At 63.3% G+C, this 22,877-nt stretch carries 21 protein-coding genes; 6 read left to right on the top strand and 15 right to left on the bottom strand.

Features of this window, described 5'->3' with window-relative positions; translation table 11 throughout:
- Nucleotides 1-228: 228 nt before the first annotated feature.
- The gene (locus NL528_RS00310) at nt 229-1,035 is read left to right on the top strand and encodes a molybdopterin-synthase adenylyltransferase MoeB (RefSeq protein WP_309180792.1); all 807 of its coding nucleotides are present in this window, start codon (nt 229-231) and stop codon (nt 1,033-1,035) included.
- 188 nt (nt 1,036-1,223) lie between these two features.
- On the opposite strand, the gene NL528_RS00305 is transcribed toward NL528_RS00310, so the two are convergent.
- Entirely contained in the window at nt 1,224-2,225 is a 1,002-nt protein-coding gene (locus NL528_RS00305; RefSeq protein ID WP_309180791.1) for a D-glycerate dehydrogenase, read from the bottom strand.
- A 404-nt stretch (nt 2,226-2,629) separates the two neighbouring features.
- On the opposite strand from NL528_RS00305, the gene NL528_RS00300 reads away from it, so the two are divergent.
- Nucleotides 2,630-3,157 carry an SH3 domain-containing protein gene (locus tag NL528_RS00300; RefSeq protein WP_309180790.1) on the top strand — a complete coding sequence of 176 codons (528 nt, stop codon included), beginning with the start codon at nt 2,630-2,632 and terminating at the stop codon, nt 3,155-3,157.
- Nucleotides 3,158-3,309: 152 nt separating this feature from the next.
- Here NL528_RS00300 and irrA read toward each other — a convergent pair whose 3' ends face one another.
- Complete coding sequence (gene irrA / locus NL528_RS00295) at nt 3,310-3,801, bottom strand: iron response transcriptional regulator IrrA (protein ID WP_309180789.1); 492 nt, start codon at nt 3,799-3,801, stop codon at nt 3,310-3,312.
- 330 nt (nt 3,802-4,131) lie between these two features.
- On the opposite strand from irrA, the gene fabA reads away from it, so the two are divergent.
- The 3 genes from fabA to fabV all read left to right on the top strand — a co-directional run bounded on the left by fabA (nt 4,132) and on the right by fabV (nt 7,185).
- Nucleotides 4,132-4,653 (top strand): 3-hydroxyacyl-[acyl-carrier-protein] dehydratase FabA, encoded by a 522-nt coding sequence (gene fabA, locus NL528_RS00290; RefSeq protein ID WP_309180788.1) that lies wholly within the window; start codon nt 4,132-4,134, stop codon nt 4,651-4,653.
- Between the two features lie 55 nt (nt 4,654-4,708).
- Nucleotides 4,709-5,932 (top strand): beta-ketoacyl-ACP synthase I, encoded by a 1,224-nt coding sequence (fabB, locus tag NL528_RS00285; RefSeq protein ID WP_309180787.1) that lies wholly within the window; start codon nt 4,709-4,711, stop codon nt 5,930-5,932.
- Nucleotides 5,933-6,015: 83 nt separating this feature from the next.
- A complete protein-coding gene (gene fabV / locus NL528_RS00280; RefSeq protein ID WP_309180786.1) occupies nt 6,016-7,185 on the top strand; it encodes an enoyl-ACP reductase FabV in 1,170 nt (389 codons plus the stop codon).
- A gap of 63 nt (nt 7,186-7,248) precedes the next feature.
- Here fabV and NL528_RS00275 read toward each other — a convergent pair whose 3' ends face one another.
- The 10 genes from NL528_RS00275 to rimP form a co-directional block, all read right to left on the bottom strand.
- Nucleotides 7,249-7,845, bottom strand: coding sequence for a glutathione S-transferase N-terminal domain-containing protein (locus NL528_RS00275; protein WP_309180785.1), 597 nt, complete (start codon nt 7,843-7,845; stop codon nt 7,249-7,251).
- Complete coding sequence (locus NL528_RS00270) at nt 7,842-8,306, bottom strand: GNAT family N-acetyltransferase (RefSeq protein WP_309180784.1); 465 nt, start codon at nt 8,304-8,306, stop codon at nt 7,842-7,844. Before NL528_RS00270 ends, NL528_RS00275 begins: the two co-directional genes overlap by 4 nt.
- Nucleotides 8,307-8,587: 281 nt before the next feature.
- Nucleotides 8,588-10,747 carry a polyribonucleotide nucleotidyltransferase gene (pnp, locus tag NL528_RS00265; protein ID WP_074272226.1) on the bottom strand — a complete coding sequence of 720 codons (2,160 nt, stop codon included), beginning with the start codon at nt 10,745-10,747 and terminating at the stop codon, nt 8,588-8,590.
- A 349-nt stretch (nt 10,748-11,096) separates the two neighbouring features.
- Nucleotides 11,097-11,366, bottom strand: a complete 270-nt coding sequence (gene rpsO, locus NL528_RS00260; RefSeq protein WP_074272228.1) for a 30S ribosomal protein S15 — start codon at nt 11,364-11,366, stop codon at nt 11,097-11,099.
- A 2-nt stretch (nt 11,367-11,368) separates the two neighbouring features.
- Complete coding sequence (truB, locus tag NL528_RS00255) at nt 11,369-12,481, bottom strand: tRNA pseudouridine(55) synthase TruB (protein WP_309180783.1); 1,113 nt, start codon at nt 12,479-12,481, stop codon at nt 11,369-11,371.
- Entirely contained in the window at nt 12,481-12,894 is a 414-nt protein-coding gene (rbfA, locus tag NL528_RS00250) for a 30S ribosome-binding factor RbfA (RefSeq protein ID WP_309180782.1), read from the bottom strand. The genes truB and rbfA overlap by 1 nt, the downstream gene beginning before the upstream one ends.
- A gap of 147 nt (nt 12,895-13,041) precedes the next feature.
- Nucleotides 13,042-15,681: a translation initiation factor IF-2 gene (infB, locus tag NL528_RS00245; RefSeq protein WP_309180781.1), complete on the bottom strand. Its 2,640-nt coding sequence runs from the start codon at nt 15,679-15,681 to the stop codon at nt 13,042-13,044.
- 63 nt (nt 15,682-15,744) lie between these two features.
- Nucleotides 15,745-16,425 carry an RNA-binding protein gene (locus NL528_RS00240; RefSeq protein WP_309180780.1) on the bottom strand — a complete coding sequence of 227 codons (681 nt, stop codon included), beginning with the start codon at nt 16,423-16,425 and terminating at the stop codon, nt 15,745-15,747.
- 15 nt (nt 16,426-16,440) lie between these two features.
- Nucleotides 16,441-18,054, bottom strand: a complete 1,614-nt coding sequence (gene nusA, locus NL528_RS00235) for a transcription termination factor NusA (protein WP_309180779.1) — start codon at nt 18,052-18,054, stop codon at nt 16,441-16,443.
- Between the two features lie 3 nt (nt 18,055-18,057).
- Nucleotides 18,058-18,822 (bottom strand): ribosome maturation factor RimP, encoded by a 765-nt coding sequence (gene rimP, locus NL528_RS00230; protein WP_309180778.1) that lies wholly within the window; start codon nt 18,820-18,822, stop codon nt 18,058-18,060.
- A 335-nt stretch (nt 18,823-19,157) separates the two neighbouring features.
- Here rimP and NL528_RS00225 point away from each other — a divergent pair, with 335 nt between their 5' ends.
- The gene (locus NL528_RS00225; RefSeq protein WP_309180777.1) at nt 19,158-20,240 is read left to right on the top strand and encodes a DUF2336 domain-containing protein; all 1,083 of its coding nucleotides are present in this window, start codon (nt 19,158-19,160) and stop codon (nt 20,238-20,240) included.
- Between the two features lie 106 nt (nt 20,241-20,346).
- Here NL528_RS00225 and NL528_RS00220 read toward each other — a convergent pair whose 3' ends face one another.
- From NL528_RS00220 to NL528_RS00210, 3 genes are all read right to left on the bottom strand, one after another.
- Nucleotides 20,347-21,090 carry a tRNA (guanine(46)-N(7))-methyltransferase TrmB gene (locus tag NL528_RS00220; protein ID WP_309180776.1) on the bottom strand — a complete coding sequence of 248 codons (744 nt, stop codon included), beginning with the start codon at nt 21,088-21,090 and terminating at the stop codon, nt 20,347-20,349.
- Nucleotides 21,087-22,220 carry a M20 family metallopeptidase gene (locus tag NL528_RS00215; protein WP_309180775.1) on the bottom strand — a complete coding sequence of 378 codons (1,134 nt, stop codon included), beginning with the start codon at nt 22,218-22,220 and terminating at the stop codon, nt 21,087-21,089. Before NL528_RS00215 ends, NL528_RS00220 begins: the two co-directional genes overlap by 4 nt.
- A 193-nt stretch (nt 22,221-22,413) precedes the next feature.
- Nucleotides 22,414-22,830 (bottom strand): helix-turn-helix transcriptional regulator, encoded by a 417-nt coding sequence (locus NL528_RS00210; protein ID WP_309180774.1) that lies wholly within the window; start codon nt 22,828-22,830, stop codon nt 22,414-22,416.
- Nucleotides 22,831-22,877: the final 47 nt, after the last annotated feature.

The raw sequence follows: 22,877 nt of genomic DNA, 5'->3' as shown, positions 1-22,877 counted from the left end.
GCCGACAATTAAGCACATCTGCTTGGTCGGCAACAACCGCGCCCCGGTTCAGGGAACGGGACGGTCCTCCCTCATCCTGAGGAGCCGCGAAGCGGCGTCACGAAGGATGGGCCAGGGGCTTCATGGTTCTCCTGGCGATGCGAAAGCATCGTCCGGAGACGCGCGAAGACGCGCTCCTCACCATGAGGATCGGATAATTGCGATGCGGCGGAAGGAAGTAATGCGACGATGCTGAGTGCCGACGAACTCGAACGCTACGCCCGCCATATCGTGTTGCGCGAGGTCGGCGGCCCCGGCCAGACCGCGCTGAAGGAAGCGTCCGTGCTGGTGATCGGCGCCGGCGGATTGGGCGCCCCGGCGCTGATGTATCTCGCCGCCGCCGGCGTCGGTACGCTCGGCGTGGTCGATGACGACATCGTCTCATTGTCCAATTTGCAGCGCCAGATCATCCACACCACCCCGGACATCGGACGGCGCAAGGTCGACAGCGCGGCCCTGCAGATCCATGCGCTCAATCCGCACGTGAATTTTGAGGCGCACGCGGTACGGCTCGATGCGCGCAACGTGATGTCGCTGATCGGCGGCTACGACCTGGTGCTCGACGGCTCCGACAATTTCGAGACGCGCTATCTGGTTTCCGACGCCTGTTTCCTCGCCGGCAAGCCGCTGATCACGGCGGCGCTCGGCCAGTTCGACGGCTCGCTGACCACGATCCGCGCCCATGAGCGAAATGCCGAAGGCGAGTTCAATCCGACCTATCGCTGCCTGTTCCCCGAACCGCCGCCGCCGGGCACGGTGCCGGCCTGCGCCGAGGCCGGCGTGATGGGTGCGCTGGCAGGCATGCTGGGATCGATGATGGCGCTGGAGGCGATCCGCGAAATCGTCGGTTTCGGCGAAGGCCTGGTCGGGCGATTGCTGATGGTCGACGCCCGCGCGATGCGGTTCGAGACCCTGCGCTATGCGCGCGATCCGCAAAATCCGCTCAACGGCGATGCGCCGACGATTACCGACTTGAGTGGATATCGGTCGCCGTGAGGCGTGCCCCGGATGCTGCGCGGCGCCATCAGCGCGTTCACGCGCGTCTTCGACGCGCTATGTCTTGCGGCGTGATGCGCTGCTGATCCGGGGTCCATCCCTATCGACTCGCGCGTGGGTCCCGGCTCTGCGGCGCAGCGTGAAGAACGCTGCACCGCGTCCGGGACACGTAAACACCGATCGAAGGCTCACAGCATGCTGGGCAGCACGCGATCCGGCGGCTTGTGATTGTCGAGGAAGGTGCGGATATTGATGATCACCTTCTCGCCCATCTCGACGCGGCCTTCGATGGTGGCCGAGCCCATATGCGGCAGCAGCACCACCTTGCCGGCACGCGCCAGCCGCACCAGTTTCGGACTGATCGCGGGCTCGTTCTCGTACACGTCGAGGGCGGCGCCGCCGATCTCGCCGGCTTCGATCAGCTTGATCAATGTGTCTTCGTCGATCACTTCGCCGCGCGCTGTGTTGACGATATAGGCCTCTTTCCGGATCAGTTTCAGCCGCCGTGCCGACAATAGATGGAACGTCGCCGGCGTGTGCGGGCAGTTCACCGAGATGATGTCCATCCGCGCCAGCATCTGGTCGAGGCTTTCCCAATAGGTCGCGCCGAGTTCTTCGGCGATGCGCGGCGCTACGGGACGGCGGTTGTGATAGTGGATCTGCAGGCCGAACGCATGCGCCCGGCGCGCCACCGCCTGGCCGATGCGGCCCATGCCGACGATGCCGAGGCGCTTGCCGCCGATGCGATGGCCGAGCATCCAGGTCGGCGACCAGCCGGGCCAGTTCTTGCCCTCGGTCAGGATCGTAGCGCCTTCGATCAATCGCCGCGGCACCGCAAGGATCAGCGCCATGGTCATGTCGGCGGTGTCTTCGGTCAACACCTTCGGCGTGTTGGTCACGGTGATGCCGCGCGCATGCGCCGCGGTAACGTCGATATTGTCGACGCCGTTGCCGAAATTGGCGATCATTTTGATCTTGCAGTCGGGCGCTTTGAGAATCTCTTCGGTGATCTCGTCGGTGACGGTCGGCACCAGCACGTCGGCGCTGCAAACCGCTTGCGCGATCTGCTCCGGCGTCATCGGCGTATCGTCGAGATTGAGCGTGGCGTCGAACAGCTCACGCATCCGGGTCTCGATCGAGTCCGGCAGCTTGCGGGTGACGACGACGAGAGGCTTTTTCTTAACCGACATGTTCTGCTCTCATGAAGCTCCGGCGTGCCAGGCTTTAGCTCGTCAAAGGCCGCGCCGTTCAGACCTCATTAACCCGGTTGTTCGACACTGCGATTGTCGCGCGTCCAGGTCTCTACGTGGGTGGCTTCCTCGGTCGTTTTCTCGGTCGTCGTCTTGGCGTTTTCTTGGGTTCCAGGAAAAACTTCGAGACAGGGTTCGAGAGAAAGTTCGGGGAAAAATTCGGCCGTTCTGGGTCTCAACCGTTCCGCTCTCTCTAGCAGAAGGCCGGGCCAAGACAAGAACCCCCGGAAATGGGATGCCGGGGTGCGACCGGGACGGACGCAGGGGTCTGGGGTTTTAGGCGTTAGCAGGCGGGTTCAACCCGAAGAATACGGGTTGAGGGTTTCTCGGCAGGAGACGGGTTGATGGCGTTGGGGCGTTTCTGTTTGGTCGCGGTGCTGGCGGGGTGCTGGCTTGGCGCGTCCGTCAGCACGGGATTTTCGGCCAAGGATTCGGCCGTCACCACCAGCGGCCTGCCGGTGCCGCGTTACGTCAGCCTCAAATCCGATCATGTGAATGTCAGGGCCGGCCCGACCAAGGACAATGACGTCGCCTGGGTCTACACCCGCTCGGGCCTTCCGGTCGAAATCACCGCCGAGTTCGAAAACTGGCGCCGGGTGCGCGATTCCGAAGGCGCCGAAGGCTGGGTCTATCATTCGCTGCTGTCGGGCCGCCGCACTGCGGTCGTCACCATGAAGACCAAGGACGAACTCGCGCCGCTCTACGCTCGTGCCGATCCGGGCAGCGCGGTTGCCGCGCGCCTGCAGGCCGGCGTCGTGGCCCAGGTCAAGAAATGCGCGGCCGGCTGGTGCCGCGTCACCGGCGATGGCTTTGACGGCTGGATCGAGCAGCAGCGGCTGTGGGGCGTTTACGCCGATGAGAAGGTGGAGTGAGTATGCCGTCGTCCCGGCCCATATGCGCAATTGCGCATCAGGCGCCGGGACCCATACCGCGCGATTCATCGATGAGGCGCGACAGCAGACGCCTTCGCTAAACAACAAACATCTGTGGTTATGGGCCCCTGCTTTCGCAGGGGCGACGAGGCTCAGCGCTTCCTGCGCAGCCGCACGACCATGTCGACGCGGGCGATCTCGTAGCCTTCAGGCACTTCCGGCATCTTCGACAGCACGAGGTGCGGATCCGGAATGTCGACCAGCTCGTGATTGTTCTCGAGATAGAAGTGGTGATGCGCGGTGACGTTGGTGTCGAAATAGGTCTTGGTGCCGTCGACGCTGACCTGACGCAGCAGGCCGGCATCGGTGAGCTGGTTGAGGGTGTTGTAGACGGTGGCGAGCGACACCGGAACCTTGGCCAGGGTTGCTTCCTCGTAGAGCATTTCCGCCGTCAGATGCCGCGCGCCCTTGCCGAATAGCAGCCAGCCCAGCGCCATGCGCTGACGGGTCGGCCGCAGGCCGGCGGCCTGCAGCATTTCGTTGACGTCGTGCCAGGGACAGCCGGTCAGCGCCGGCTGATGTGCGGCACTGCGGGTTGCCGGATCGACGGCGTCATCGCTCAAAACCGTGATTTGGTTCGTCATATCTACTTTGGGTACCGCACGCGCTAATTTGGGCAACATTCTTGCCGAATATAGAAAGGAAGCCAGTTAGATGCAAGTTTTTCGCAACTAGAACCGGCCCAAGGGTTAAGGAGGAACCCGGTGGGACGCGGCGATTTAGCCCGTTCCGCTGCTTTGCTGGCTGCGGAGGCCTATGTTACAGAGCGCGCGGACCACATATGCGATTTCGGCAGAGGCCATAGCCGAGAGCACCCTAAGTAGCGCCAATTTGCGGGAAGCGGTCTTCCCGTGGGAAACAGGTCCGGTTCGCTCGAAAGCGCTCCATCGGGACATCTAGAGAGGCTGAAGACGATGCTGAATCGGCGCGGTGGTTATGAATATGAGGATTTGCTGGCGTGCGGCCGCGGCGAGCTGTTTGGCCCCGGCAACGCCCAGTTGCCACTGCCGCCGATGCTGATGTTCGATCGCATCAGCGAAATTTCCGAAACCGGCGGGGAATACGGCAAGGGCATCGTTCGGGCCGAACTCGACGTGAACCCGGATCTCTGGTTCTTCGGCTGCCATTTCAAGAACGATCCAGTCATGCCGGGCTGCCTCGGCCTCGACGCGCTCTGGCAGATGGTCGGCTTTTATCTCGGCTGGACCGGCGGTGAGGGGCGCGGCCGGGCCCTGGGCCTCGGCGAGCTGAAGCTTGCCGGCCAGGTGATGCCGAACGTCCGCAAGATTGTGTACAACATCGATATCAAGCGCGTGATGCGCCTAAAGCTCTGGCTAGGCATCGCCGACGGCTGGCTTTCGGCCGATGGTGAGATTATCTATCGCGCGAAGGACCTGAGGGTTGGGCTCTTGAAGCAGGGCACCACCCCGGCTTGAGCAAGACCATCACGCCAAAATACACACTAAAACATAACGGCAGGGCGAGGCGATCATGAGGCGGGTTGTCATCACGGGGATGGGTATTGTCTCGTCCATCGGAAATAACACCCAGGAAGTGCTGGCGAGCCTTCACGAGGCGAAGTCAGGGATTACCCGCGCGGAAAAATACGCCGAGCTCGGCTTCCGTTCGCAGGTGCAGGGCGCGCCGACGCTCAATCCGGCTGACGTGATCGACCGGCGCGCGATGCGGTTCCTCGGCGAGGGCGCGGCTTGGAATCACATCGCGATGGAGCAGGCGATCCAGGATTCCGGTCTGGAGCCTGCGGAAGTTTCCAACGTCCGCACCGGCATCATCATGGGCTCGGGCGGACCGTCCGCGCGCACCATCGTCGAAGCCGCCGACGTCACGCGCTCCAAGGGACCGAAGCGGGTCGGACCGTTCGCGGTGCCGAAGGCGATGTCGTCGACGGCATCCGCCACGCTCGCCACCTGGTTCAAGATCAAGGGCGTGAACTATTCGATCTCGTCGGCCTGCGCGACCTCGAACCATTGCATCGGCAATGCCTATGAGACGATCCAGATCGGCAAGCAGGACGTCATCTTCGCCGGCGGCTGCGAGGAGCTCGACTGGTCGTTGTCGGTGCTGTTCGACGCCATGGGCGCGATGTCCTCGAAATACAACGCGACGCCGGCGACCGCCTCGCGCCCCTACGACGTCAGCCGCGACGGCTTTGTGATCGCCGGCGGCGCGGGCGTGGTCGTGCTGGAAGAGCTCGAGCACGCCAAGGCGCGCGGCGCGCGCATTTACGGCGAAGTGGTCGGCTATGGCGCGACCTCCGACGGTTACGACATGGTAGCACCCTCGGGTGAGGGCGCCGAGCGCTGCATGCGCATGGCGATGGCCACCGTCGATACCAAGATCGATTACATCAACCCGCACGCGACCTCGACGCCCGCCGGCGATCCGCCGGAAATCGAGGCGATCCGGAAAGTGTTCGGGACCGGCGACAAATGTCCGCCGATATCGGCGACCAAGGCACTGACCGGCCATTCGCTGGGCGCCACCGGCGTGCAGGAAGCGATCTATTCGCTTTTGATGATGAACAACGGCTTTGTCTGCGAGAGCGCCAACATCAGCGAACTCGATCCGGTGTTTGCCGACATGCCGATCGTGCGCAAGCGCATCGACAATGCCAAGCTCGGCACCGTGCTGTCGAATTCCTTCGGCTTCGGCGGCACCAACGCCACGCTGGTGTTCAAGCGGATGGATGCGTGACGTCGTTTTTCTTCTCCTCGCTCGCGGCAAGAGGTGGGCGGGCTGCGGGTGGGCTCTTTGCAGCGATCTGAACCGGGGTGGGCATGATTATCGAACCGCGCGTGCGAGGCTTTATCTGCACGACGGCACATCCTGTCGGCTGCGCCAAAAATGTTCGCGAACAAATCGCTTATGTTCTTCGCCAGGGGTCGATTGCGGAATGTCCAAAGCGTGTCGCCGTGCTAGGGTGTTCGACCGGTTATGGCCTCGCGAGCCGCATTGTTGCGACCTTCGCCGGAGGCGCAGAAACCATCGGCGTGTCATTGGAGCGCGAGCCTTCGGCAACCAGGACGGGCAGCGCCGGCTGGTACAACAACCGCGCATTTGAACTCGAGGCCGAGAGGATCGGACGGTCTCCCCTTACGCTCGAGGGCGACGCCTTCTCCAACGACTTGAAGAAGACTTTCATCGACTGTGTGCGCGAAAAGTTCGGACAGCTGGACATGCTGATCTACAGCATGGCCGCTCCGGTCCGGACAGACCCGGACACCGGCAAGACCTATCGCTCGGCGATCAAACCACTGGGCGCTCCCGTCGACATCAAGACTCTCAACACTGAAACCGGCGAGGTCTTTGAGACGACCATTGCGCCGGCGAGTGAGGATGAGGCGACCGCCACGGTGGCGGTGATGGGGGGCGATGACTGGAAGCGCTGGATCGACCAACTCGCGGACGCTGGTGTCCTGGCGCCGGGCTTCCGGACGCTCAACTACACCTATATCGGCAGCGAATTGACCTGGCCTATCTACTGGAAAGGCACCCTGGGTCGCGCCAAAGTCGATCTCGACCGCAAGGCAGAAGAAATCCGCGGCCGGCTCGGCCAGGACGCTGCCCGCGTGGTGGCGCTGAAGGCCGTGGTCACCCAGGCGAGTTCAGCCATTCCGGTGGTTCCGCTTTATGGGACGGTGCTGTTCAAGGTCATGAAGCAGCTCCAGCTCCACGAAGGATGCATCGAACAGATCGATCGCCTTTTCCGCACGCGCCTTGGCGCGGGCGTCGAAGTCGATGAGGCCCAGCGCATTCGAGTCGACGACTGGGAGCTTTCGCCCGAAGTCCAGGCGGAGGTGTCGCGACGATGGCCTGTCCTTTCCACGGAAACGCTCGGCGAATTGGCGGACCTTCCAGAATACAGGAGCCAGTTCCTTCGCCTGTTCGGATTTGGCATCGACGGCGTCGACTATGCACAGGACGTGGATCCCCGCGTCGTCGTGTGACCCGCCCCGGGAACCAACCCTACTTTGCATGGGGTTGTTTTCGCGATTTTGTCTTTGGGCCATTCACCCCGCCGCGATCTTTTCCGCGCGCTGGAACGCGGGCCGCGCCATGCAGCGTGCGATATAGGCGTCGAACGACGGCCGCGCCGGGATCATCTTGAACAGCCGGACCGCGAAATTCAGCCCCGAGCCAATCACGATATCGGCGGCCGAGAAGCTTTCGCCTAGGATCCACGGTCCCTTGCTCAAGGCCACGTCGAGCACGTCGATCACCCGCTGCGCATCGCCCCAGCCGGCCGCGACCGGGTTCATCTCGATCTTGGTGGCAAGCTGCACCATCGCGGGCTCGATGCAGCCGGGGCCGAAGAACAGCCAGTACAGATACTTCGCGCGCAGCGGATCGCCGAGCTTTGGTGCCAGCTTCGCTTCGGGATAGCGTTCGGCGACATAGGCGGCGATCGCGGCGGCTTCGGCCAGCGTGGCCTCGCCATCTTTCAGCGCCGGCACCTTGCCCATCGGATTGATCGCGAGATATTCGATCTTCTTCTGCGCGCCGGTGGAGATGTCGGTCAGCACGCCCTCATAGGGCTGCCCGGTCTCTTCCAGCAACCACAGCGAAGAGAACGAGCGGGAGCGGGGCGACCAGTAGAGTTGCATCATGGTGCGATTCCTTCTTTCTTCCATCGATAATATTTCATGACAAATCCCGTCATCGGCTCGACCTGTTCCTTCTCGAACACAAAGCCTTCGCGCTCGTACCAGCGCCAGGCCTTTTCGTTTCCGCGCACACAGCGCAGCCAGATTTCATCCGGCAGATGTTTTCGCGTGAAAGCCAGCAATTGCCGCCCGAGATTTTGGCCCTGATATTCCGGCGCGACGAAGAGCTGGTCGAGATAGCGGTCGCCCAGATGCAAGGCCAGCATCGCCGCCAGCGTGCCATTGTCGTCGGCGACGTAGAGGCTCCAGCCCTTCTCGATCTCCTGCGGCACGCGCGCCCGCAGTTTCGCCAGCAGGAAATTGCTGGCGTCTTCGAGCCCGGTCGAAACCCAGCTGTTCATCCAGACGCGGGCGACCTCGTCATATTCGTCGGCGCGGGCGGGGCGGATGGTTGGCGTGGGCATGGCGGGATCACCCGTTTTGGAGAGCGATGACATCTACAGGATCGGGGAGGAAAAAGAAAAAGCCTCCGCGATATGTCAGGGGGTCGTCATCTCGTGCACATCCGTCATTGCGAGCGAAGCGAAGCAATCCATAGACCCACAAAGGAAGAATGGATTGCTTCGTCGCTTCGCTCCTCGCAATGACGGCCTTTGAATAGAGCAACGCTAGCTGGCCTGGGGTTGGCAAACAAAAAGGGCGGCCTTTCGGCCGCCCTTCGTTGTTCCTGGCTCTTTGCGAAAACCTACTCGCCGGCGGCTTCACGCGGCGCCGAGGCTTCCGCGGCCTTCTGCTTGGCCTCGAGGTCCTCGCCGGTGGCCTGATCGACCACCTTCATCGACAGCCGCGTCTTGCCGCGATCGTCGAAGCCGAGCAGCTTGACCTTGACCTTGTCGCCTTCCTTGACGACGTCGGAGGTCTTCTGCACGCGGCTGGATGCGAGCTGGCTGATGTGGACCAGGCCGTCCTTGGCGCCGAAGAAGTTCACGAAGGCGCCGAACTCCATCACCTTGACCACGGTGCCCTCGTAGATCTGGCCGATCTCCGGATCGGAGGCGATCGACTTGATCCACTTGATCGCGGCCTTCATCGCCTCGCCGTCGTTGGAGGCGACCTTGACGGTGCCGTCGTCCTCGATGTTGACCTTGGCGCCGGTCTTCTCGACGATCTCGCGGATCACCTTGCCGCCGGTGCCGATCACTTCACGGATCTTGTCGGTGGCGATCTTGAAGGTCTCGATGCGCGGCGCGTATTCGCCGAGCTCGGCGCGGGCATTGGTCAGCGCCTTCGACATTTCGCCGAGGATGTGGATACGCCCATCCTTGGCCTGGCCGAGGGCGACCTTCATGATCTCCTCGGTGATGCCCTCGATCTTGATGTCCATCTGCAGCGAGGTGATGCCCTGGTCGGTGCCGGCAACCTTGAAGTCCATGTCGCCGAGATGATCCTCGTCGCCGAGAATGTCGGACAGAACCGCAAAGCGCGAACCTTCCAGGATCAGGCCCATCGCGATGCCCGCGGTCGGCCGCTTCAGGGGAACGCCGGCATCCATCAGCGCCAGCGAAGCGCCGCAGACCGAAGCCATCGACGACGATCCGTTCGATTCGGTGATCTCCGAGACCACGCGCACCGTGTAGGGGAATTCGTGGTGCGGCGGCAGAACGGGATGGATCGCGCGCCAGGCGAGCTTGCCGTGGCCGATTTCACGCCGCTTGGTGCCGCCGAGACGTCCGGTTTCACCGACCGAGTAGGGAGGGAAGTTGTAGTGCAGCAGGAACGTCTCTTTGTAGGTTCCCGACAGCGCGTCGATATACTGCTCGTCCTCACCGGTGCCGAGCGTGGTCACGACCATCGCCTGGGTTTCGCCGCGGGTGAACAGCGCCGAACCGTGGGCGCGCGGCAGCACGCCGACTTCGGCGACGATGTTGCGCACGGTCTTGGAATCGCGGCCGTCGATGCGCTTGCCGGTATCGAGGATGTTCCAGCGGACGATCTTGGCTTCCAGTTCCTTGAATACGCCGGCGATGCGCAGCTTGTCGTATTTCGGCTCCTGCCCTTCCGGGAAGTAGTGCGCCATCACCTTTTCCTTGGCCTTGCCGACCGCGGCATAGCGGTCCTGCTTGACCGGGATCGCGTAGGCGGCGCGCAGGTCCTGCTCGATCAGGCCGAGGATTTCCTTTTCCAGCGCGCTTTCGTCGACGATCTTGACTTCGCGCGGCTCCTTGGCGGCCTTCTCGGCCAGTTCGATGATCGCCTTGATCACCGGTTGGAAGTGGCGGTGGCCGAACATCACGGCGCCGAGCATGATGTCTTCGTTGAGCTCCTTGGCTTCCGATTCCACCATCAGCACGGCGTCGGCGGTGCCGGCGACGACCAGATCAAGCTGGGTCTCGAGCATTTCGTCGAGCGTCGGGTTGAGCACGTATTCGTCGTTGGCGAAGCCGACGCGGGCAGCGCCGATCGGGCCCTTGAAGGGGGCGCCGGAAATCGTCAGCGCCGCGGAGGCGGCGACCAATGCGACGATATCGGGATCGTTTTCCATGTCGTGCGACAGCACGGTGACGATCACCTGGGTTTCGTTGCGCCAGCCGTCGACGAACAGCGGACGGATCGGGCGGTCGATCAGGCGGGAGACCAGCGTCTCCTTTTCGGTCGGACGTCCCTCGCGCTTGAAATAGCCGCCGGGAATGCGGCCCGCGGCGTAGGTCTTTTCCTGATAGTCGACGGTCAGCGGCAGGAAGTCGACGCCTTCGCGCGGATTTTTCGCGGCGACGACGGTGGCGAGCACGATGGTCTCGCCATAGGTTGCCAGAACCGCGCCGTCGGCCTGACGGGCGATCTTGCCGGTTTCAAGCTTGAGGGGACGTCCACCCCAGTCGATCTCGACTGAATGAGAGTTAAACATTGTGGTCTTCTTTCATGGGTTCGCGAAAGAACGAACGCCTGAAACACAAAGACCATGCGCAAGATTGCGGGACGCTGATCGCAATACGAGATCAGCATCCGGCGATCCTGCCATGGTCTCTATATTTCGGATGGCGGCCATCCTCTCGGTCGTACGGGCACCTTGCCCGTTATGCCCAGCGGCCGGATTGCTGCTGAACGTCTATGTTTGAGCGCGATCTTTTCGGAAAACCGGGATCCGCTTTTCCGTAAATCGTGCTCTTGCACATGATCGTCTTTCGAAAATCGAAAGTCCGCTTTGCGGAAAATCATGCGAAAACGCGCGCCAGAAGCGCGCGTGAACCAGGGTATCAGCGACGAATGTTGTGCTTTTCGAGCAAGGCCTTGTAACGCGCCTCGTCCTTCCGCTTGATGTAATCGAGCAGGGAACGGCGTGTTGCGACCATTTTCAAAAGACCACGGCGTGAATGATTGTCTTTCACGTGGGACTTGAAATGTCCGGTGAGGTTGTTGATGCGTTCCGACAGGATCGCGACCTGAACCTCGGGCGAGCCGGTGTCGCCGGCCTTGTTGGCATTCGTCTTGATGACTTCCGCTTTGCGTTCTGCGGTAATCGACATCGTCAAACACTTCCATTGTTGCGAGCCGAACTGGCAGTCAGTCCGGTCAGGTTGAACACGCGCTTGGGGATGAGCTCGCCATTGCCAATTTCGGCGAGGGCCAGAAGCCGGCCTGCCACCGTGACATAGACTGTGCCGCTACTATTGGGCGCATCCCGTCCGCGCAACAAAACGGCTTGGCCCCGGTGGAGCCTTGCCGCATCAGCCCGTGTGACGGCCAGTGCCGGGATGTCGTCCAGCGCGGTCTCAACGGGCAATAGCGCGTCGGCGAGGCTACCCTCGCCCGACGCGGCTCTATTGCACAAAGCCTCCAACTGTTCCAGCGGAATCATGTCTCGTTCGGTAAACGGACCGACCAGAGTCCGCCGCAACGCACAGATATGGCCGAAACAGCCCAGAATCCGGCCGATATCGCGGGCCAGCGCCCTTACATAGGTACCTTTTCCGCACTCGGCCTCGAACACGGACTGGCCGTTATCGCCATGTTCGACAAGGGTTAATTGGTGAATCTCGACCGGCCGCGGCTTCAATTCCACGGTCTCGCCGTCCCGCGCCAGATCGTAGGCGCGCTCGCCCTGGACCTTGATCGCCGAATATTGCGGCGGGATCTGCTCGATCAGGCCGGTGAATCGCGGCAGCAGGTCCCGGATCGCCTCCGCGGAGGGCCTGACATCGCTGGCCTGGGTCACCCTTCCTTCGGTGTCGTCGGTATCGCGTTCCTCGCCCCAGGCCACCGTGAAGCGATAGCGCTTGCGGCCGTCCATCACGAAGGGAACCGTCTTGGTGGCCTCGCCGAGCGCGATCGGCAAGCCGCCCGAGGCGAGCGGATCGAGGGTGCCGGCATGGCCCGCGCGCTTGGCGGAAAACAGCCGCTTCAACACCGCGACCGCATGCGTCGAGGTCATGCCGATCGGCTTGTCGAGCACGACCCAGCCGTGAACGTCGCGCTTGTCGCGGCGCGGCTGATTGTTCTGCCGCGGCTGCTTCTGCCGCGGGTCGTTGTTGGCGCGCCGCGGCTGCTCATCGCTGCGCGGTTCCTGAAAAATATTTTTCTGGACGTCGCTCGATTCAGCATTCGGCTGCTCGATCACGCTGTTTGCGGTGGTCACGATCATCACTTGTCGTCCGAATCGGGTGCGAGGTCTTTTTGCACCGCAGGTGTTCGCAGTAATTTCTCTATTCGTTCCGCTTCGTCGAATCGCTCGTCGACGCGGAAGCGGATATCAGGGGAAAATTTCAGGTTAACGCGGTGCGCGATCTCGCCGCGCAAATACTTCTTGTGGCGCTCGAGGGCGGCGATCACGACATCGGTGTCGCGTCCGCCGAGCGGCATCACGTAGACCGTTGCGAGCTTCAGGTCCGGCGACATTCGCACCTCGGGAACGGTGATGATGTGGCCTTCAAGATCGGGATCGTGGACGCTACCCTGCGACAGAATATCGGCGACGGCGTGGCGTACGGTCTCGCCGACGCGCAACTGTCGTTGCGAGCCGCCGGGGGCGGAACTTTTCTGGTGATGGCGGGGCATTCTCAAAATCCCAATGTATTCATCACCCGCAAAAGCGGGTGATCCAGTATCCCTGACCAAAATCAGTTCGCTGACTAGTAGATGCCCCGCCTTCGCGGGGCACGCCGGTTCAGATTGAAAATCCCAGGCGCTCTGTAAGACTTGGACTTACAGAGAGCGCTGGATCGTTTCGACGCGATAGCACTCGATAACATCGCCGACGCGCATGTCGCCGTAATTCTCGAAAGCCATGCCGCATTCCTGGCCGGACTGCACTTCCTTCACTTCGTCCTTGAAGCGCTTCAGTGTCGAGAGCTTGCCCTCATGCACGACGACGTTGTCGCGAATCAGGCGCACATTGGCGCCGCGTTCCACGGTGCCGTCGGTGACGCGGCAGCCGGCGACCTTGCCGACCTTGGATATGTTGAACACTTCCAGGATCTGCGCATTGCCCAGCATGGTTTCGCGCAGCGTCGGCGCGAGCAGGCCGGACATCGCCTTTTTGATGTCGTCGACGAGATCGTAGATGATGTTGTAGTAGCGGATCTCGATGCCATTGCGCTTGGCCGCGGCCGCCGCTTCCTTGTTGGCACGGACCGAGAAGCCGATGATGGCGGCGTTGAAACCTTCCGCCAGCGTGACGTCGGATTCCGAGATGCCGCCGACGCCGGCATGCAGGATGCGGGCGGCGACTTCGTCGGTGCCGAGCTTTTCCAGCGAGCCGAGAATGGCTTCCAGCGAGCCCTGCACGTCGGCCTTGACGATCAGCGGGAAATCCTTGCGGCCCGAGGTCTTGAGCTGCGACATCATCTGTTCGAGCGAGCCGCGCATGCCGGAAATCGAGGCGGCGGCGTTTTCGCGCTTCTGGTGGGCGCGATAGCTCGTGACCTGGCGGGCGCGGGCTTCGTTCTCGACCACGGCCAGACGGTCGCCGGCTTCCGGCGGGCCGTTGAAGCCGAGCACTTCGACCGGCACCGAAGGTCCGGCCTCGTCGATGGTGTCGCCCTGGTCGTTGATGAGGGCGCGGACGCGGCCCATTTCGGCGCCGGCCACGATGATATCGCCGACGCGCAGCGTGCCACGCTGCACCAGCACGGTCGCGACCGGGCCGCGGCCGCGATCGAGCTTGGCCTCGATCACGGTGCCTTCGGCGGGGCGCGACGCGTTGGTCTTGAGGTCGAGCAATTCGGCCTGCAGCGCGATCATTTCCAGCAGCTTGTCGAGATTGGTCTTGTTCTTGGCGGAAACCTCGACGTCGACGACGTCGCCGCCGAACGATTCGACCTGAACCTCATGCTGCAGCAATTCGGTGCGCACGCGCTCCGGCTTGGCGTCGGGCTTGTCGATCTTGTTGATCGCGATGATCATCGGAACCTTCGCCGCCTTGGCGTGGTTGATCGCCTCGATGGTCTGCGGCATGACGCCGTCATCGGCGGCGACCACCAGGATCACGATGTCGGTGACCTTGGCGCCGCGGGCGCGCATCGCGGTGAACGCGGCGTGGCCGGGGGTGTCGATGAAGGTGATCTTCTTGCCGCTTTCCGGCGAAGTCACCTGGTAGGCGCCGATATGCTGGGTGATGCCGCCGGCTTCGCCGGAGACCACATTGGCGTGACGGAGCGCGTCGAGCAGCGAGGTCTTGCCATGATCGACATGGCCCATCACGGTCACGACCGGCGAGCGCGGTTCGGTATCGCCGGAGTCGTCGACCGCATCGAACAGGCCTTCTTCGACGTCGGACGCGGCCACCCGCTTGACGGTGTGGCCCATTTCCTCGGCGATCAGCTGCGCGGTGTCGGCGTCGATCACGTCGGTGATCTTGTGCATCGCGCCCTGCTTCATCAAGAGGCGGATGACGTCGACCGCGCGTTCCGACATGCGGTTGGCGAGTTCCTGGATGTTGATGGCTTCCGGGATCACCACTTCGCGGATCAGCTTTTCCTTCGGCTCGTTGGCGGCGTGCCCCTTCAGGCGCTGGGTGCGGCGGCGGAACGAGGCGATCGAACGCTCGCGGACGTCATCGGCATTGAGCGCGGTGACCAGCGTCAGGCGGCCGCGTTCCTTTTGCGGTCCAGGCTTCTGGGTTGTCTTCGGCGGCACCGCGGGGCGCATCGCGCCGCCGGGGCCACGGCGAACCTGGCGCGGACCTTCATCCTCGTCGGAGGCGTCGGCGGCGACGCCGGGGGCGCGCGCGGGCGGCGTTGCAGCCGTCGTGGCCGGACGGGCCGCGGGGCGAGCCCCGGCGGTCGTCGTGGTGGTGGCCGCCGGCTTGGCCTCGGCCTCGCCAAAGCGCTTCTTGGCCTCGAGTTCGGCCTTGCGTTTGGCTTCCTCTTCCTGGCGGTGACGTTCTTCCTCGGCCTTGCGGCGCGCTTCGGCGGCCTCGCGTTCGGCCTGTTCGATGCCTTCCTTACTCGAGCGGCGCTTGGCTTCTTCCTCCGCCAGCCGCCGTTCCTCGATGTCGCGGACCCTGGCGTCGGCCAGTGCACTGGCGCGCGCAGAACGCTCATCCTCGGTCAGGGTACGCAACACCACGCCCGAACCGCCGCGCGGCGCAGCCGGAGCTGACGGGCGGGCCAGCGGGGCTTTCGGCGGCGCCGCCTTGGCGACCACCGGCTCGGGCGCATGCGCTTCCGTTGCGGGCCCGTCGCCGCCGACGCGGCGCTTGCCGCGCTTTTCGACCACGACCTGCTTGGTCCGGCCATGGCTGAAGCTCTGGCGTACGGTGCCCGTCTCGACGCGCGGCTTGAGCGTCAAGGTCTTGGTCGGGACACTCAAAGTCTTGTCGCCAGGCGTTTTGGTATCAACCATTCAGCAGTCCTAATCTCGTTTGCTTGTGCGTATCCGCACAGTCGTTGAAGCAAGTCTTGTTAGTCAGAATTTCTGGCCGCTACCTTCGGTCTTGTCGTCATCGGCCATCCGGTATCGGACCAGGATCTGGCAGCGCGACAGGAACGTCTTGCTCGCCGGGCCCGCGAGCAGGGCAGCATGTATCACATTTGACCGGCCCAGTGCCAAATCCAATTCTGCCGAGGTCAAAACATTGACGGTCGGAAAATCCGGCGATTCAGCAATATTTCCGGCCTTTTGCCGCACGATCGCGTCCAATTTGCGGATTCCGTCGGCCGCGCCGTCGGAAGCGTGGATCAGGGCCTGGGCCGCCCCTTGCGCAAGCAGGCCCTCGACCTTGGCAAAACCGGCGACGACCTGACCGGCCTTGGCGGCCATGGCCAATGCCTCGGCGACGCTGCGAATCAGCAAAATTTCGGTGTCCGCGGGAAGGCTCGGCGCGGCGCGAACGTCGCGCTTGAAACCCTTGCTAAACTGGTGTCGCCGCACCGCTTCCGCAACGGTCCGGCGCGAGGCCGAAACCCAGAGGCCGCGGCCGGGGAGTTTTCGCTTCAAATCCGGGATCACCTCGCCCGTCGGGGCGACCACGAACCGGATCAGCTCGTCGATTGGGCGCACCTCGCGGGTGACCGCGCACATCCGCATGGTCGCGGACCTGTCGGTCCGCGGTCCATTGTCGAGATCGGGGTCAGCCACGGCAAGCATGCGCGGGTCATCTCCTTACGCCGTCAGGTCTTCGGGGGCTTCCGCCGCCTCGGACTGCTTGGCGAGGTCGGCCTCGGTGATCCAGCCGGCAAGGACGCGGGCCTGCATGATCATGGCTTCCGCGTCGTCGCGCGAGATGTCGTTGGCGTCGAGAATGCCGGGATGCTTGGTCGGCTCGCCGCCTTCCTTGCGCTCGGTCCAGCCGACCAGATCGTCGGTGGCGCAGCCGGCCAGATCCTCGACGGTCTTGATGTCGTTCTCGCCGAACTTCACCAGCATCTTCGAGGTCACGCCGGGCACCGTCTTCAAAGCGTCGTCCACACCGAGCTCCTTACGTTTGTTTTCCAGCTCGGTTTCGAGCTGTTCCAGGTATTCTTTCGCCCTGTTCTGCAGTTCGTTGGCGGTTTCGTCGTCAAAACCCTCGATGCCGGCCAACTCCTTGATGTCGACCAGTGCGAGTTCCTCGACCGAGGTAAAGCCTTCCGACGCCAGCAATTGGCCGACCACCTCGTCGACATTGAGCGCTTCCATGAACACCCGCGTCGAGTTCTCGAAATCGGCCTGGCGGCGCTCGGATTCTTCCTGCTCGGTGAGGATGTCGATGTCCCAGCCGGTCAGCTGCGAGGCAAGACGCACGTTCTGGCCCCGGCGGCCGATCGCCAGCGACAGCTGGTTATTGGTATCGGGCACCACCACCTCGATCCGCTCGCGCTCTTCGTCGATCACGACCTTGGCGACTTCGGCGGGCGCCAGCGCGTTGACGACAAAGGTCGCGATATCGGGCGACCACGGGATGATGTCGATCTTCTCGCCCTGCAATTCATTGACCACGGCCTGCACGCGCGAGCCGCGCATGCCGACGCAGGCGCCGACCGGATCGACCGAGGAATCCCGCGAAATCACCCCGATTTTCGCGCGCGAGCCGGGATCGCGGGCCACCGCCTTGATCTCGACAATGCCGTCATAGATTTCCGGCACCTCCTGCGCAAACAGTTTGGCCATGAATTGCGGATGGGTGCGCGACAGGAAGATCTGCGGCCCGCGGGTTTCACGGCGGACGTCGAAAATATAGGCGCGGACGCGGTCGCCGTTGCGGAACACCTCGCGCGGCAGCATCTCGTCGCGGCGCACGATGGCTTCGCCACGGCCGAGATCGACAATCACGCTGCCATATTCGACGCGCTTGACGATGCCGTTGACGATGTCGCCGATGCGGTCCTTGAATTCCTGGTATTGCCGGTCGCGCTCGGCCTCGCGCACCTTCTGCACGATCACCTGCTTGGCGGATTGCGCGGCGATGCGGCCATATTCCAGCGGCGGCAGCGTATCGGCGATGGTGTCGCCGACCTGGGCGCCCGGATTGGCGCGCTGCGCGTCCGCCAGCGAAATCTGGTTCGACGAGTTCTCGACCACGTCGACCACCAGCATGTGGCGCGACAGCCGGAGCTCGCCCTTCTTGGCGTCGATTTCGGCGTGAACGTCGGTCTCGCTGCCGTAACGGGCGCGGGCCGCCTTGGCGATGGCGTCTTCCATCGCCGCGATCACGATGCCGCGGTCGATCGATTTTTCGCGGGCGACCGCGTCCGCGATCTGCAGCAGTTCAAGTTTGTTGGCGCTGACAGCTGCCATGGCTCAGTCTCCTTCGCTGGGATCGAATTCGCCGCCGGGCAATCCTTGCGCGGCGAGGCGGTGTTTCTTGGTATTCTTCGGCAACGGCTTCTTCGGCAATTTCGGCTTCGGCTTGTTGCTTTTCGCCGGATCGCTTTTCTTCGCATGCGGCGGGGGTGGCGGCGCCAGCCCGAGATTCTGCTTGAGCTCGCGCTCGGCTGCCTTGCCGCGCCGCATCGATTCCGCGACCAGCTCGTCGGTCAGCACCAGTCTCGCATCGGCGATGTCTTCCATCACCAGCAGCACATCGGCATCTTCGTCCGCGCGCGGGTCATCGCGATGCAGCCGCACCGCGTCGCCCTCGACACCTGCGAGGATGCCGCGGAACCGCTTGCGGCCCTGATGGGCGACCGCCATCTCGACCTTCACCAGATGGCCGGCATAGCGCTCGAAATCCGTACGCCGCACCAGCGGGCGATCGATGCCCGGCGACGAGATCTCCAGCCGATAGGCCTTCTCGATCGGATCGGCGACGTCGAGCACTGGCGACAGCGCCCGCGAAATCGCCTCGCAATCCTCGATCTGCATGGTTCCGTCGGGCCGTTCCGCCATGATCTGGACCGTGCAGCCGGATTCGGCGGATATCTTGATCCGCACCAGCCGGTAGCCCATCCCCTGCAGCACCGGACCGGCGACCGCCGACACGCGCGCGGCCAAGCCCGGCTCGACCACGAGACGGGGCTCGGCAAGCAGGTCTAGGTCCACGGAACCAGTCGTTGGATCGGTCATATCCAGGGTCAAAAGCGTCTTACGTGCATAGGTTGAAGCCGGGCCTTCACTGCGATCCGGCCGGTTCCCTGAACCGGGCCTGCCACCCGTTCCGGGCTGGGCTCGTTCAGGTAATAAAAAAGAGCGGGTCCGGGGGGGCCCACTCTCAATACGCGATCGTATGAGAACGATAAGTTGCCGCGGATATAGCGGTTTTCCCGCAATCCGGCAAGGCCCGGGACCCCGTTAAGAGCGATTTTACATCACCTCGGAAGCGATGCAAACCTAACCCTTCATTCACCTACCCCGCCTAGATTGCCGCAAAACCAGCCGATGCGGCCGGTTTAGGTAGGTTTATGACAACAGCGACCACGCTGATCCCCGGACTCGACGAGATCGTCCGAGGAGGCGACCCCAAACGCCGCGCCGAGGCCGCGCGCCGGATCAGCGAGCTGTTCCTGCAGGGCGCAGCGACTTTCCGCGCCGATCACGTCGATCTGTTCGACGGTGTCCTGACCAGTCTGGTCCCGCACGCCGAATTTGCCGCGCGCGCCGATCTGGCCGAGCGGCTGTCGCTGCTTGCCAACGCGCCGCGCGGGCTGGTCGGGCAACTCGCGCATGAAGACGAAATCGCGATCGCGGGGCCGTTGCTGCGCCGATCGCCCGTCATCACTGAGCAGGTGCTGATCGAAATCGCGGCGACAAAGGGCCAAGGCCATCTGCTGGCGATGTCGGAGCGGCCGGCGCTTTCGGCCGATCTCACCGACGTCATCGTGCGCCGCGGCGATCGCGACGTCGTCCGGCGCGCGGCACGCAATGCCGGTGCACAGTTCTCGTCATCGGGCTATTCGACGCTGATCAAGCGCGCCGGCCAGGACGGCGTGCTGACGCTTGCGGTCGGTCAGCGCGACGATCTGTCGGCCGAGCAATTGAAGGATCTGCTGGCCGGTTCGATCGATGTCGTTCGCCGCCGTCTGTTCGATGTGGTCAAGCCCGCAAGACAATCGGCGATCAAGCGGGCGATGAGCGAAATCTCAGGCCTGACCGAGCGGGTCGAGAGCCAGCGCGATTTCGCGCCGGCCCAGCGCACGGTGCTGGCGCTGCACCGGGCCGGCGAACTGAACGAGAGCGCGCTGCTCGGCTTTGCGAAATCCTACAAATACGAGGAATCGGTTGCGGCGCTCTCCGCCATGACCGGCGTGAAAATCGCAACGCTGGACCGTCTGATTGCCGGCGAGCGCTACGATCCGATCCTGATCGCCGGCAAGGCGGTCGGCCTCGAATGGGCGACCGTGCGTGCGCTGATCCTGCTTCGGCTGGGCCCGAACCGGGTGGCGTCGCCGGCCGACATCGAAAGCGCGCGCGTGAATTTCGCGCGCCTGATGCCGTCGACCGCCGAGCGCGTCGTCGGCTTCTGGAAGCTCCGCCCGTCGGGGTGATCCTTCCTCGTCATTGCGAGGAGCGAAGCGACGAAGCAATCCATTCTTTCCTTCCGCTGCCGCATGGATTGCTTCGCTTCGCTCGCAATGACGGCGGTGAGATCTTTTATCCGACTCTCCGAAACCGCAGATACGCCGCTTTCCGCCCCTCGCGCTCGGCTTTGCGTCCGTAGCGCGTCATGGTGTAGCCGGCCCAGGGCGAATGCCAATCGGCGGCGCGCTCTGCCGTCCACAAAAAATCCGGCGAGCGCAACAAATGCGCCAGCGTCCATGCGCAATAGTCGTCGATATCGCTGACGAAACGAAACTCGCCGTGCGGCTTGATGATGCGCGCCATCGCCGCAACCGTCGCGTCCTGCACGAAGCGCCGTTTCCAGTGCCGCCGCTTCGGCCAGGGATCGGGATGGATCAGGTCGATCCGGGCCATCGATCGCGGCGGCGCCCATGCCACCAGTTCGGCGGCGTCGCCGGCGTAAAGCCGGATGTTTCTGATTTGGGCGGCCTCGATCTGCGTCAGGATCTTGGCCATGCCGTTGACATAGGGCTCGCAGCCGATGAACCCGATGGTGGGAAATGCCTGCGCTTCGGCGATCAAATGCTCGCCGCCGCCGAATCCGATTTCGAGCCTGACATCGTCGAGCGGCATTCCGAAGAGATCGGCGAGATTGGCCGGCGCGGGGCTGCCGATGTCGAGCGCCAGCTGCGGCAGCAGATGCGCGATCAGGTCGGCCTGGTGGATGCGCAGTTTGTGGCCCTTGCGGCGGCCGAAGAACGAACCGCGCGCGTGAGCGGCGGCGCCTTCGTCAGACGGGGTTTCGCGATCTTCGGGATCGCCAGGCAACGCGCTCATCGCAGCGTCTGGTACAGCCGATGCAGCAGCCGCGCCCGCGGCTCGATCGATGAAATGTACATCTGTTCGTAATGGGTGTGCGCGCCCTTGCCGTCGACGCCGAGGCCGTCGAGGGTTGCGGTATGAGGTGCGGTGAAATTGCCGTCGGAGCCGCCGCCGGTCGATGTATCCACCAGATCGAAGCCGATTTCGGCCGCGAGCGTTTTTGCATGCTCGTAGAGCGCTGCGCCGGCGTTGCCCTTTTCGTAAGGCGGGCGGTTCAATTCGCCCATCACCTTGACGGTGACGCCGTCGGTGCGTGATTTCAAACCAAGGATTTTCGGTACCAGCTCGTCGGAATCGGCAATGGTCGGCACGCGCATGTCGACCTCGGCATAGGCCTCCTCCGCAATCACGTTCGGCCTGGTGCCGCCCCTGACCACGCCGACATTGACGGTGATGCCGCGCTTGAGATCGTTCATCGCCTCCAGCGTCTGAATGATGTTGCCGAGTTCGCGGATGGCGCTGCGGCCGTCCCCCGGCCGCGTGCCGGCATGGGAAGGCACGCCCCTGATGAAAATCTCGAAGCGGCCGACGCCCTTGCGTCCGGTGACAATTTTTCCGCCGTCCCGCGCGGGTTCGGTCACCAGCACATATTTCGCTTTGCGTCCCTCGGCCTCGATCAGCGCCCGCGAGGTCGGACTGCCGATTTCTTCATCGGAGACGTAGAGCTGGGTCACGCCCAGTGGCGAGCGCGCGCCATTGGCGCAAACCTGCCGGAAGGCGTGGTAGGCGAGATAGGCTCCGCCCTTCATGTCGTAGATGCCGGGGCCGAATGCGACGTCGCCCTCGATCTTGAACGGCAGCCGTTCGATGAATCCCATTGGATGAACCGTATCGAGGTGACTCAGCACCAGGATTCCCGGCTCGCTCTGGCCCCATGCCGAACGCGCGACGAGATGGTCGCCGCATCCGCTTTGGCCCGCGATCCGCTCGACGGTCGCGGGCAGGTCGCGATAGCCCGCAGCGACGAGGTCGGCGAGCTTGTTGACTTGTTCGGGCGCGTCGGTCGGCGTCTCGATTTCAACCCAGCGGCGGATGCCGTCGAGGATCGATCCGGAATCGAAGGAATTGGCTGACGTGGTTGTCATCGGTGCATTTTGCCTAAAAACAATTCAACCCTGATTCTCGTTTGACGCGTTTTCTACCGCAGATAAGTCTACGCAATCTGCGTAAACTTGATTGCTATGCGAACCGGTAGCCACTTCGCTCGAAAACGCTCCAATGTCATGCGCCGACGCCCGCCTGTGCGTCAATTGCCACGTCAGGGGATGACAGCCGATCTCAGCGCTTGTCGGGGCCTTCGCGGGCGGCGATCTGTTCGACCAGTTCGACGATGCTGCGGCGGAGCTTGGCGTCGCCGATGCGCGTGAAGGCGCGCGTCAGAGCCAGGCCTTCCGAGGTTGCGAGAAAATCGGAAACATAGGCCGGCGAGGTGCCCTCGCTGAAGCCTTCGCTGTTGACGGCCCCGCTCGGGCCGCCATCGAACAGAAAGGAAACCGGCACCTGCAATATTTCGGAGATCTGCTGCAGGCGGCTGGCGCCGACCCGGTTGGTGCCCTTTTCGTACTTCTGAACCTGCTGGAAGGTGAGGCCCAATGCTTCGCCGAGCTTTTCCTGGCTCATGCCCAGCATGATGCGCCGCATGCGAACACGGCTGCCGACATATTTGTCAACAGGGTTGGGCGCTTTGGTCGACATCTCCAACACTCCTAGGAGGCGCCCAGAGGATGAGGCATGACGAATGC

The organism is Bradyrhizobium sp. Ash2021 (assembly GCF_031202265.1).
Lineage (GTDB): Bacteria > Pseudomonadota > Alphaproteobacteria > Rhizobiales > Xanthobacteraceae > Bradyrhizobium.
The sequence above is the reverse complement of the archived record's forward strand: the minus strand, read 5'-3'. Positions and strand labels throughout refer to the sequence as shown.

Excerpts from the sequence above, each read along its gene's own strand:
- NL528_RS00310 (WP_309180792.1), top strand. The coding sequence starts at position 229 with ATGCTGAGTGCCGACGAACTCGAACGCTACGCCCGCCATATCGTGTTG.
- NL528_RS00305 (WP_309180791.1), bottom strand. The coding sequence starts at position 2,225 with ATGTCGGTTAAGAAAAAGCCTCTCGTCGTCGTCACCCGCAAGCTGCCG.
- NL528_RS00300 (WP_309180790.1), top strand. The coding sequence starts at position 2,630 with ATGGCGTTGGGGCGTTTCTGTTTGGTCGCGGTGCTGGCGGGGTGCTGG.
- irrA (WP_309180789.1), bottom strand. The coding sequence starts at position 3,801 with ATGACGAACCAAATCACGGTTTTGAGCGATGACGCCGTCGATCCGGCA.
- fabA (WP_309180788.1), top strand. The coding sequence starts at position 4,132 with ATGCTGAATCGGCGCGGTGGTTATGAATATGAGGATTTGCTGGCGTGC.
- fabB (WP_309180787.1), top strand. The coding sequence starts at position 4,709 with ATGAGGCGGGTTGTCATCACGGGGATGGGTATTGTCTCGTCCATCGGA.
- fabV (WP_309180786.1), top strand. The coding sequence starts at position 6,016 with ATGATTATCGAACCGCGCGTGCGAGGCTTTATCTGCACGACGGCACAT.
- NL528_RS00275 (WP_309180785.1), bottom strand. The coding sequence starts at position 7,845 with ATGATGCAACTCTACTGGTCGCCCCGCTCCCGCTCGTTCTCTTCGCTG.
- NL528_RS00270 (WP_309180784.1), bottom strand. The coding sequence starts at position 8,306 with ATGCCCACGCCAACCATCCGCCCCGCCCGCGCCGACGAATATGACGAG.
- pnp (WP_074272226.1), bottom strand. The coding sequence starts at position 10,747 with ATGTTTAACTCTCATTCAGTCGAGATCGACTGGGGTGGACGTCCCCTC.
- rpsO (WP_074272228.1), bottom strand. The coding sequence starts at position 11,366 with ATGTCGATTACCGCAGAACGCAAAGCGGAAGTCATCAAGACGAATGCC.
- truB (WP_309180783.1), bottom strand. The coding sequence starts at position 12,481 with ATGATCGTGACCACCGCAAACAGCGTGATCGAGCAGCCGAATGCTGAA.
- rbfA (WP_309180782.1), bottom strand. The coding sequence starts at position 12,894 with ATGCCCCGCCATCACCAGAAAAGTTCCGCCCCCGGCGGCTCGCAACGA.
- infB (WP_309180781.1), bottom strand. The coding sequence starts at position 15,681 with ATGGTTGATACCAAAACGCCTGGCGACAAGACTTTGAGTGTCCCGACC.
- NL528_RS00240 (WP_309180780.1), bottom strand. The coding sequence starts at position 16,425 with ATGCTTGCCGTGGCTGACCCCGATCTCGACAATGGACCGCGGACCGAC.
- nusA (WP_309180779.1), bottom strand. The coding sequence starts at position 18,054 with ATGGCAGCTGTCAGCGCCAACAAACTTGAACTGCTGCAGATCGCGGAC.
- rimP (WP_309180778.1), bottom strand. The coding sequence starts at position 18,822 with ATGACCGATCCAACGACTGGTTCCGTGGACCTAGACCTGCTTGCCGAG.
- NL528_RS00225 (WP_309180777.1), top strand. The coding sequence starts at position 19,158 with ATGACAACAGCGACCACGCTGATCCCCGGACTCGACGAGATCGTCCGA.
- NL528_RS00220 (WP_309180776.1), bottom strand. The coding sequence starts at position 21,090 with ATGAGCGCGTTGCCTGGCGATCCCGAAGATCGCGAAACCCCGTCTGAC.
- NL528_RS00215 (WP_309180775.1), bottom strand. The coding sequence starts at position 22,220 with ATGACAACCACGTCAGCCAATTCCTTCGATTCCGGATCGATCCTCGAC.
- NL528_RS00210 (WP_309180774.1), bottom strand. The coding sequence starts at position 22,830 with ATGTCGACCAAAGCGCCCAACCCTGTTGACAAATATGTCGGCAGCCGT.